The organism is Formosimonas limnophila (assembly GCF_014652675.1).
Classification (GTDB): Bacteria; Pseudomonadota; Gammaproteobacteria; order Burkholderiales; family Burkholderiaceae; genus Hydromonas; species Hydromonas limnophila.
This window is the reverse complement of record NZ_BMZG01000022.1, coordinates 1-3,711: the sequence shown is the minus strand read 5'-3', so window position 1 is coordinate 3,711 and position 3,711 is coordinate 1. Positions and strand designations below refer to the sequence as shown.

Sequence of the window (3,711 nt, the reverse complement as noted above, 5' to 3'; positions counted from 1 at the left end):
AAACATACAACTACTCGGGCAATAGCCGCACGCAAGACCTCAAGCTCTCGCGCATGGTTTACCGCGACGCCCACCGCAAAACCACCGCCTCGATCAAAGGCTGGACACGTTACTCAGACAACTACATTGACGACACTGAAATCGAGGTGCAGCGTCGTAAAACAGCGGGTTGGGAGCTGGGTTTAACCCACAAAGAATACATTGGCAACGCCACACTTGACCTCGGTCTTGCGTACAAACGAGGCACGGGTGCCAAGAACGCTTTGCCAGCGCCCGAAGAACTCTTCGGTGAAGGCACCAGTCGTATGAAAATCATCACCGCCGACGTGGGCTTCACTCTGCCGTTCAAAATCAAGAACGCGTCATTCGGTTTTAGTACCAGCAACCACTTCCAGTGGAACAAAACCCCCCTCACGCCACAAGACAAAATCGCCATTGGCGGCAGAAGTACGGTGAGGGGCTTTGACGGCAAAATGACCCTAGCCGCAGAGCGTGGCTGGTACAGCCGCAATGAACTCACGTGGACGTATGCGCAGGGTCATCAGCTTTACGCTGCCGTGGACGCGGGTCACGTCGCAGGGCCGAGCGCAGAGTACTTGTTGGGTCAAACCATGATTGGTGGCGCACTGGGCCTTCGAGGTCAAGTCAAACTCGGTGGTGATCTGCAATACGACTTGTTTGCTGGTACACCCATCAAGAAGCCTGAATACTTCAACACTGCCAAGTTTGCCCTTGGCTTTAATCTATCGTATGCGTTTTAAACCGCAACCTCTTAATGACATCAAGCAATTAATACAGGAATTATCATAATGAACCGCCATATATTTAAAGTTATCTTCAACAAACGCACGGGCAAGATGGACGTTGTGTCCGAGCTGACCACGGCAGAAGGTAAAGCCGCAGCAGAATCGTCAGGTGGCGTGGCAAATGGTTGGGGCAGCAGTGCGCTTAAGTCACTCTCATTTTTGTTGATGCTCGCGTTTGGCACGGCTGTTGTATTACCTGTGCAGGCCCAAGTGATAGCGGACCCGACGGCACCAGGTAACCAGCAGGCCACGGTGCTCACCACAGCCAGTGGTGTGACGCAGGTCAATATTCAGACACCATCAGCGCAAGGCGTGTCGGTCAACCAATACAAGCAGTTTGATGTCAATTCAAATGGTGTGGTGCTCAACAACTCGCGCACGGCGACCAATACGCAAATCGCAGGTTATGTACAGAGCAATCCTTGGCTCGCCACGGGTTCAGCACGGGTGATTGTCAACAACGTCAATTCGGTCAACCCATCCTATCTAAATGGATATGTTGAAGTCGCTGGGCAAAAAGCCGAGGTTATCTTGGCCAATCCTGCGGGCATCTCAGTGTCGGGTGGTGGCTTCATCAATGCCAGCCGCACCACGCTTACTACGGGCAATCCCATCATCAACGGTGGCTCACTTGAAGGCTACCGTGTCACCCAAGGTCAAATCACCGTAGACGGCCAAGGTTTGGACACCCGTGGCTCTGACTACACCGACATTCTCGCTCGCTCAGTTAAAGTCAATGCGGGCATTTGGGCAAACAACCTCAAAGTCACCGCAGGCGCGAATCAGATTGACGCGACCAACAGCACAGCGACAGCCATGACAGGCACGGGTGCAGCCCCAAGCTATGCCATCGACACAGCCGCCCTTGGGGGCATGTATGCGGGCAAAATCACCCTCGTCGGCACAGAGCAGGGTTTGGGGGTCAACAATGCAGGGCAATTGGCCGCCAGTGCAGGCAATGTGGCGATCAGCAACAACGGGATGCTCACCAACTCAGGCACCATCAATGCCAATGGCGCAGACAATGCCGTCACCATCAACACCACGGGCGTGGTCAACAGCGGGACGATTTCAAGCCAAGGCAACAACCACATCATTGCCAATGCCGTACAAAACAGTGGCACCATCGCCGCAGGCCGTGAACTCAAAGTCAACGCCACTGGCATCGACAACAGCAATGGGGTCATGAATGGCCAGCGGGTTGAAGTCAACGCTGCCAGCCTGAACAATACCAAGGGTAAAATCCAACAAACAGGCAGCCAAGCCCTTGCGCTCAATGCGGGCGGTCTGTCTAATATCAATGGTGGTTTGATTGGTTATGAGCCGATCAGCAGCGGTAGCGGTACGGGTTCAACAGGCGGGGGCACAGGAGGTGCGGGCGGAAGCACAGGAACAACCAACACACCCTCAACGGCTTCGGGAGGTGGTAGTGCCATCGTCGTACAACCTGCGCCAGTGGTTTTAGCGGACGGCTTAATCAATGTTGCGGGACAAGTCACCAACGATGCGGGTCAAATCACCGCCAATGGTGGTATTGACTTAACCAGCACCAACGGTTTGACCAATAGTGCCACGCTCAATCTGAACAAACTCAAAGTCACAGGCAGTGCGCTCGACAACTCAGGCGGCACCATTACGAGCACCCAAGCGAGTATCAACACCAACAGCATCACCAACACAGCGGGCAAGTTTGGCTCAAGCGGCAATGTTGACATAACCGCCAACAGCCTCACCAACTCAAAAGGCCAAATCACCGCAGGCGGCACGCTCACATCGAATATCAGCGGGGCGGTGCTCAATGATAATGGCACGATAGGCAGCGCGGGCGAGCAAGTTCTTAATGCGGGAACCCTGAACAACACACAAGGTACGATTGCCTCAACGAGGGCAGGTTTAACCGTACAAAGTGGTATCGTCAACAACGCCAAAGGCTCTATCCAATCAGTCGCAACCACCAAAATCACCAGCACGGCGTTTGATAACACTGATGGCAAAGTCGCAGGCACAGCTGTCCACCTCAATACCCAAAACAACACCCTCACCAACACACGAGGCACGGTATCGGGAAGCAGCACAGTCCTAACAACAGGGGCATTGACCAATGACGCAGGTCTGATTCAAGGCTTGAACGACTTGACCATCAACACCAACGGTCAAACCCTCACCAATACCAATAGCGGGACAACAGGCGGTATTGTTTCGGGAGGCACACTCACAGTCGATTCGGGCGACCTCAACAACAGCGCGGGCTATGTGAGTAGCAAAGGCAATGCCAGCATCAACGCCGCACAAATCACCAACAGCACGGGTGGGCAAATCATTGGTGAAGCCAACAACACCATCACTGCCACAGGCATTGACAACCGTGGCGGTCAAATCATCACCGTGGGCAACGCCAATATCGCAGTGGGTGCTGGTACAGTCAACAACGACAACAGCCTGATTCGCTCAGGTGGCACGACCACGATTAACGCCGCAACCGTCATCAACACCAACACCAATGCCACAGACAAAGGCATTGACAGTGGCACAGTCGTACTCACTGCCAATACGGTAGACAACACAACGGGTGGTATTCGCGCCGATGAAACCCTCTCTATTACCAGCGGCGGCACAGTCAACAACACCAACGGCTTGTTGACTTCGAGCAAAGTCATTGAGGTCAAAGACACCAATGCCGCAACAAACACACCGCAAACCCTTGCTATCACCAACACCAATGGCACCGTGATTGCAGGCACAAGCAACACCATCACCGCCAAGAACCTCACAGGTGATGGCAAAGTCCTCTCAAACGGCGATATGAGCATCACTCTGACCGATGACTTCACCAACAACGCCACGGTACAAGCCGCTAAAAACCTCACGTTGAGAAGCAGCGGCAATGTCACCAACAACGCTAAAA

At 53.7% G+C, this 3,711-nt stretch carries 2 protein-coding genes; both read left to right on the top strand.

Going from position 1 to position 3,711, the window contains the following annotated elements; genetic code table 11:
* On the top strand, nt 1-761 hold a 761-nt coding region (locus IE082_RS10900; RefSeq protein ID WP_189493941.1), incomplete at its 5' end, for a ShlB/FhaC/HecB family hemolysin secretion/activation protein.
* Nucleotides 762-809: 48 nt separating this feature from the next.
* A partial coding sequence (locus IE082_RS10895) for a two-partner secretion domain-containing protein (RefSeq protein WP_189493940.1) occupies nt 810-3,711 on the top strand: 2,902 nt, incomplete at its 3' end.